This window comes from Candidatus Aquicultor sp., from assembly GCF_054640775.1.
Map to the genome: position 1 here is coordinate 8,999 of NZ_JBTSLF010000048.1, position 7,139 is coordinate 16,137.

General features: G+C 52.1%; 6 protein-coding genes. All 6 read right to left on the reverse strand.

The window, feature by feature from the left end; all coding sequences use genetic code 11:
- Positions 1-751, reverse strand: a 751-nt coding sequence (locus ACYC56_RS05775) for an aconitase family protein (RefSeq protein ID WP_461373229.1), incomplete at its 3' end; no start/stop codon positions are given.
- Positions 752-1,067: 316 nt separating this feature from the next.
- A complete protein-coding gene (locus tag ACYC56_RS05780; protein WP_461373230.1) occupies positions 1,068-2,567 on the reverse strand; it encodes a 2-isopropylmalate synthase in 1,500 nt (499 codons plus the stop codon).
- Positions 2,568-2,724: 157 nt separating this feature from the next.
- The gene (gene serA, locus ACYC56_RS05785) at positions 2,725-4,308 is read right to left on the reverse strand and encodes a phosphoglycerate dehydrogenase (RefSeq protein ID WP_461373234.1); all 1,584 of its coding nucleotides are present in this window, start codon (positions 4,306-4,308) and stop codon (positions 2,725-2,727) included.
- Positions 4,309-4,340: 32 nt separating this feature from the next.
- Entirely contained in the window at positions 4,341-5,495 is a 1,155-nt protein-coding gene (locus ACYC56_RS05790) for a pyridoxal-phosphate-dependent aminotransferase family protein (RefSeq protein WP_461373231.1), read from the reverse strand.
- A gap of 27 nt (positions 5,496-5,522) precedes the next feature.
- Entirely contained in the window at positions 5,523-6,527 is a 1,005-nt protein-coding gene (ilvC, locus tag ACYC56_RS05795) for a ketol-acid reductoisomerase (protein WP_461373232.1), read from the reverse strand.
- A gap of 191 nt (positions 6,528-6,718) precedes the next feature.
- Positions 6,719-7,139: acetolactate synthase small subunit (ilvN, locus tag ACYC56_RS05800; protein ID WP_461373233.1), on the reverse strand; the 421-nt coding region annotated here is incomplete at its 5' end.

A 7,139-nucleotide genomic window follows, 5' to 3' on the forward strand; every position in this document is an offset into this window, starting at 1 on the left:
TCTTATAGACGGTATACGGACGGCTTGCGCGATCCTCGACGTAATCTATCGTCTTCTGGTCGGGGGCGATGATGCCGGATTTTCCTCCCGCTTCGATCGCCATATTGCACATCGAGAGCCTGCTATCTACGGAGAGCGCCGAGATGGCCTCGCCGGTAAACTCCATGGCCTGGTACAGCGCCCCATCTACACCTATCTGGCCGATCGTGTAAAGGATGAGGTCTTTACCGGTAATCCACGGATTAAGCGCGCCCTTGAACACAAACTTAATAGATGATGGCACTTTAAGCCACGTCTCCCCGGTCGCCATTGCGGCGGCAAGGTCCGTCGACCCCATACCCGTCGAAAACGCGCCAAGACCACCGTACGTGCACGTATGCGAATCGGCCCCGATTACCGCATCTCCGGGCAGTACCAATCCCTGCTCGGGCAGTAGCGCGTGCTCGATGCCCATCCTTCCCACTTCGAAATAGTTGGTGATATCCTGCTCTTCGGCGAATGTACGCAGCATCTTGCACTGCTCGGCCGATTCGATATCCTTATTCGGCGCAAAGTGGTCGGGGACAAGCACTACTTTCTCCTTGTCAAAGACCTCTTTGACGCCTATCTCTTTGAATTCTTTAATGGCGATCGGTGCGGTTATATCGTTACCGAGGACAAGGTCGAGCTTTACGTTAATCAAGTCTCCCGGATTTACGCTGTCTATGCCCGCATGGGCTGCAAGAATTTTCTCGGTTATCGTCATTCCCATAAGATTACTCCGTTCCGTTTGCTTATTTGTTAACGGTCTCTAATCGACCAGTTACTTATCTTTCTGAACTCGGTTTAATCGTCGGTTCTCAGCTAAAACCCAACCATTTATTGTTGTCATTCTGAGGCCTTAGCCGAAGAATCTAGAGAGCACTTACAGACATTTGCCACTGAGTTTGTCTAAGCTTTGATTCACCTAGCTAAGAAATCTTCACTCTAGCCTACCTAAGCCTAGATCCTCTAACTTTAGACAAGCCAACTGCACCCGAGATTCTTCGCTATCGCTCAGAATGACTATTAATCGCTACTCGCTGTACTTAGCTAATCGCTTTGTTTATCGCGTTAAGGTAGGCTTTGGCGCTGGCCTCGATGATATCGGTACTGACGCCCCTGCCCATAACAGGCTTGCCCTTAATCTCGAGCTGGATGGTAACATCACCCTGCGCATCAAGGCCTACGGTAATCGAGTTTACAATGAAGCTGATAAGGTTGCCCTTCACGCCGGTCGCCCAGATTATGGCGTTGCAGACGGCATCTACCTGACCGTCGCCGGATGAAGTCTTCTCGATCACCTCACCATTCTTACGGAGCCGAACCGTAGCTGTAGGAGTGGTATCGCTGCCGCTCACGACATGGATATACTCAAGCGCGTACACCTCTGAGGCATTTCTGACCTCATCGGCGAGAATGGCCTCGATATCTATATCCGTGATTTCGGATTTCTTATCGGCCAGGTCTTTAAACCGGCCGAACGCGGCCTCAAGCTCCTCATCGGGGAGCTGATAGCCCAAAGTCTCCAGGTGTTTTCTAAAGGCATGCCTGCCCGAGGTCTTACCCAAAACGAGAGAACTCTCGCTGATCCCGACCCGTTTCGGATCTATTATCTCAAAGGTAGAACGCTCTTTAAGCACACCGTCCTGGTGAATGCCGGACGAGTGCGCGAAGGCATTACGCCCTACGATCGCTTTATTAAATTGCACCTGATAGCCGGTTAGGCTGCTCACCAGGCGGCTGGTCTTGCTGATCTCTTCCGTCTTGATGTTGGTATATTTTCCAAACGTCTTGCGTCTGGTATCAAGTATCATCGCTATCTCTTCAAGCGCAGTGTTACCGGCGCGCTCTCCTAAACCATTGATCGTGCCCTCGACCTGCGTGGCACCGTTTAAGACTGCGGCCAGCGCGTTTGCCGTGGACATGCCCAAGTCGTTGTGACAGTGGACGCTGATGATGACATCGTTCATCGCGGGCACGGCTTTAAAGAGATCGGCGATCAACTTGCCGAACTCGTCGGGCGTCGAATATCCCACGGTATCCGGAATATTAACAACGGTCGCCCCGTTTTCTATTGCCGCCTTCACAAGCTGGCAGAGAAAGTCAAAATCTGCTCGCGTCGCATCCATCGGCGAAAACTCGACATCGTCGACATACGACTTCGCCCTTTTAACGGAATCGATCGCCATCTGCAGAACCTCTTCTCTGGTTTTTCGAAGCTGGTTCTGTATTTGCATATCCGAGGACATGATAAACGTATGAATGCGCGGGCGCTCGGCCTTTTTTATGGCCTCGGCCGCTCTATCTATATCTGCATCGACCGCCCTGGCAAGCGCGGCGATGATGGGCTCACGTACCTTCTGAGCAATGGTGCGTACCGCCTCAAAATCGCCTTGAGAGGTTATCGGAAATCCCGCCTCTATAACGTCGATGCCGAGCTTGGCCAGTTGATCAGCTATCTCAAGCTTCTCCCTGGTACTCAAAGATATGCCGGGCGATTGCTCACCATCTCGTAATGTCGTGTCGAACAAATATACTTGATTCATGTCTAAAGCCCCAACGGAAACCACCTCACATTAGATTAAGAAACTAAATAATAACCAAACAATGATAAACTATTATTATACCTTACCATAATGCAGCCGTTAACGGCTGCATTAGCAATTCCTTATAAGTTTTCGACATTCTTCCGGAAAACTTCTCTTACAAAACCATAAACTTTGCAAATCCTACGCCCGCCGCGCTTTTTATCTCATCGATAACATTATCAGGAATCGGTATGTCGACATTAAGGCCCATTAGCGCCTCGCCGCCTATCTTTCTACGCCCTACCTGCATATTCGCAATGTTTATGTTGTATTTTCCAAGGATTGTACCGACTTTTCCGATCATGCCGGGGATATCCTCGTACCTGAAGAACGCCATGTACTTGGACGGAACCATATCGATGTCAAACTCGTAGATGTTGACGAACCGGTCCTGATCCTTTTTACCGACGAGCGTTCCGGCAACCATCACATCGTCTCCGCCATCACGACCCCTTACGCGAATCACATTGAGGTAGTCCTGTGATGATTGCTTTTTGAGTTCATTTACCTCGATACCGCGTTCCTCGGCGAATATCGGGGCGTTTACATAATTGACCTGCTCTTCGACGACTCCATCAAAAACACCTTTGAGGACGGCTATCGTCAGAAGCTTGGTGTCATATTTTGAGATGGGCCCCACATACTCGATATCGAGCGAGTGGATTCCTTCTTCCGCCAGCTTAGTAAAGAGCTTTCCGAGCTTCTCGGCAAGCGACAGGAACGGTTTGACGGCCTCCAACGCCTCGACCGATACCAGCGGGATATTGACCGCATTACTTACAAATTCGCCCTTCAAACCGGCTATTACCTGGTCGGCGATCTGCGTACCAGCCCTATCCTGGGCCTCGACCGTCGAAGCGCCGAGGTGCGGGGTGCAGACGGTCTGCTCAAAATCAAGGAGCGGGTTACCGACCGGCGGCTCCGCATCGAATACATCTATGCCTACGGCTGCAACTTTGCCGCTTTTAAGTGCGCTCACAAGGGGATCGATCTGATAGATACCGCCACGGGCTGTATTTACAAGCCTAACGCCATCCTTCATCATGGCAAACTCTCTGTCACCGAACATCCCTATCGTTTCTTTAGTTTTCGGAAGGTGAACCGTCAAGAAATCTGCGACTTTCAGAACATCTTCAATTGTGGCGGCGCGCTCTATTCCAAGCTGGGCGAACCTCTCTTTAGAGACGTACGGATCGTACCCGGTTACTTTCATCCCGAGTCCGATAGCCCTCTGTGCCACAAGCGTGCCGATACGTCCGAGGCCGATGATACCGAGGACTTTCTCGTATACCTCAACACCCTGGAACTTGCTTCTCTCCCATTTTCCGGATTTTACGCAAGCGCTGGCCTGGGCGATATTTCGCGCACAAGCAAGGATGAGCGCGACCGTATGCTCTGCGGCAGAGACGATGTTGCTTTGCGGGGCGTTTGCTACAATAATACCCCGCTTTGTCGCGGCCTCCAGATTAACGTTGTCGACACCGATTCCGGCCCTGCCGACGACCTTTAGTTTATTTGCGCGGTTGATGACCTCCTCGGTGACCTGAGTAGCGCTTCTCACTATCAGGGCATCATATTCACCGATCGCATCGAGCAGCTCATCGGCCGTCATCTCGACGTTCACATCCACCTTAAACCCGGCGGCCTTGAGCTTGTCGATACCGGCTTGCGCGATTTTCTCCTTAACAAGAACCTTTATAGTGGTTCACCTCCAACAATACTTATATCTATTTAAAACGGGTTATCCATAAACACTCGCTCGGCCGCCTGGACACCCATCCCTAACATAACCGGGTGGTCCAGCTCGGCAAGAACCATCTCTATACCTGCAAGTGTAGTCAAAATATCGAATCTGTCAAAATATCCCAGGTGTCCTATCCTGAATATCTTGCCCTTCAGGTGGTCCTGTCCCCCGGCAACCGTTATGCCATACTCATCCTTCAGAAGCTTGACCAGCTTACTACCGTCTACTCCTTCAGGAACCCAAACGGGAGTTACCGCGCTGCCCCTGCCGTTTGCCGGGGCGAAGAGCTTAAGACCCATTGCCTCAGCACCCGTTCTTGCAGCTTCTGCAAGAACCGCATGGCGCTTGATGATGTGCTCGAGCCCCTCCTGGCGCATCAGCTTGATCGCCTCGCCAAGGCCGACGATAAGCGATATGGCCGGCGTGAATGGCGTTGTCGGCGCCGGTTTGTTGAGCGAGTCCGCCGCCTTTTTCCAGCTGAAGTAGAACTTCGGCAGCTTCGATTTCTCGGACGCCGCCCATGCCTTGTCGCTTACCGATACCGCGGCGAGACCCGGTGGCATCATGAGGCCCTTCTGTGAGCCGGTCATAACGACATCCAGGTTCCACTGGTCGGTCTTACACTCGACCGCACCGATGCCGGTAATCGAGTCGACGACAAATACCGCATCGTAGTTTTTAACTATCGCACCGATTGCCTTTACGTCGTTTAGGACGCCGGTCGACGTCTCGCTCTGGACGACGAAGACCGCTTTGACATCCGGGTTGTTATCGAGTTCGCGCTTGATATCCTCAGGATTTACAACCTGGTCCCAGGAATACTCAAGCTTGACGACGTTCATGCCGTAAGTCTCGTTGATCTTGATGAGCCTTTCGCCGAACTTACCGTTTGAACAGCAGATAACCTTATCTCCTGCGGACAAAAGGTTTACAACCGAAGATTCCATAACGCCGGTGCCCGACGAAGAAAAAAACAGCACGTCGTTCTTCGTCTCAAAGATATACTTCAGGCCGTCTTCTATATCGGCGAGAAGCTCTGAGAACTGCGGCGTCCGGTGATGAAACATCGGGCGTGCCTGTGATAATAAGATCTCTGCCGGAACCGGTGTGGGTCCTGGCGTCATCATATATTCCTTACGCATGAACAAACCCCCAATTATAAGAGTTCTTTATAGTAGTTCTTTTTGCTTGATCCAGGACATCATCGAGCGGAGTTCTTTGCCCACTCTCTCGATTAAGTGGCCGGACTCTTTTTCTCTCATCGCTTTTAGAACCGGCTGGTTGGCCTTGTTCTCAAGCATCCACTCACGGGCAAAACGACCGGACTGGATATCATCGAGGACACGCTTCATCTCTGCACGCGTCTCGTCGGTGATGATACGCTTGCCGACCGTGATGTCTCCGTACTCGGCGGTGTTGCTGATCGAGTAGCGCATACCGGAGATGCCTTGCTCGTTAATGAGGTCGACGATGAGCTTAAGCTCGTGCAGGCACTCGAAGTATGCGATTTCCGGCTGGTAACCGGCCTCAACCAGGGTATCGAACCCGGCGCGGATGAGTTCGCTGGTGCCACCGCAGAGAACAGCCTGCTCGCCGAAGAGGTCCGTCTCGGTCTCTTCTTTGAAGGTAGTCTCAAGGACGCCTGCTCTGGTGCCGCCGATACCTTTCGCATAAGCGAGGGCGATGTCTTTCGCCTTACCGGTCGCATCCTGGTGGATGGCGATAAGTGCAGGAACACCCTGGCCTTGTTCATAGGTACGGCGAACCACATGACCGGGGCCCTTAGGGGCGATCATGATAACATCGACGTCTGTCGGTGGCTCTATCTGGTGGAAATGGATATTAAAACCGTGGGCAAAAGCCAACGTCTTACCGGGTGCGAGATGCGGTTTAATGTGTTTCTTGTAGAGTTTGCCCTGGGTCTCGTCGGGAGCCAGTATCATGATCAGATCGGCCGCCTCAGCCGCTTTATCTACGGGCATCACGGTTAGACCGCTGTTTACGGCCTTCTCCCAGGATTTACTGCCTTCACGCAGGCCAACGGTAACATCGACACCGCTCTCATGCAGGTTAAGCGCATGCGCGTGGCCCTGGCTTCCAAACCCGATGACGGCAACCTTCTTCCCTTTGAGTAACCCGAGATCAGCATCCTGATCGTAATAAACTTTTGCCATATCATCCTCCGTGTATTTGAATAGATTAACCTATAAATTATAACACAACTCCCTGCTTAATGGGACAGCGAGCTCACTTCGTTCGCGGGGCCAGGGTCCGGGGACCAGGGGCCAGGGTGTAGGCCAAGAGCAAATGTGCGCTTTTTGTCATTCTGAAGGAGCAAAGCGGCTGAAGAATGACAGCAAGTATGCTATACTTCTGCGAGTTTCCCTCGCGCTAGTGCAATCTTGCCGGTTCTGACCAGCTCCTTTATCCCGTATGGCCTGAGGAGATCCTCGAGGGCCTGGATTTTGGTAGTCGTTCCGGTAATCTCGATCGTGAGCGTCGATTTACTCACGTCGACGATATTGGCCCTGAAAATATTGGCCGTTTCAAGTACCTCACCGCGCACGTTCGGCGGTGCGTTGACCTTGATGAGCACAAGTTCGCGCTCGACCGAATCCGACGGATCGAGATCGCTTATCTTTAGAATATTCACCAGCTTATAGAGCTGCTTTGTGATCTGCTCGAGCTTCAGGTCGTCCGCATCGACCACAATCGTCATGCGGGAGACCTCGGCGTCCTCGGTCGGCCCGACCGCCAGGCTATCGATATTAAAGCCCCGTCGGCTA

Bases quoted from the DNA above. Each gene is read 5' to 3' on its own strand.
- ACYC56_RS05790 (WP_461373231.1), bottom strand. From the start codon at position 5,495: ATGCGTAAGGAATATATGATGACGCCAGGACCCACACCGGTTCCGGCA.
- ACYC56_RS05780 (WP_461373230.1), bottom strand. From the start codon at position 2,567: ATGAATCAAGTATATTTGTTCGACACGACATTACGAGATGGTGAGCAA.
- ilvC (WP_461373232.1), bottom strand. From the start codon at position 6,527: ATGGCAAAAGTTTATTACGATCAGGATGCTGATCTCGGGTTACTCAAA.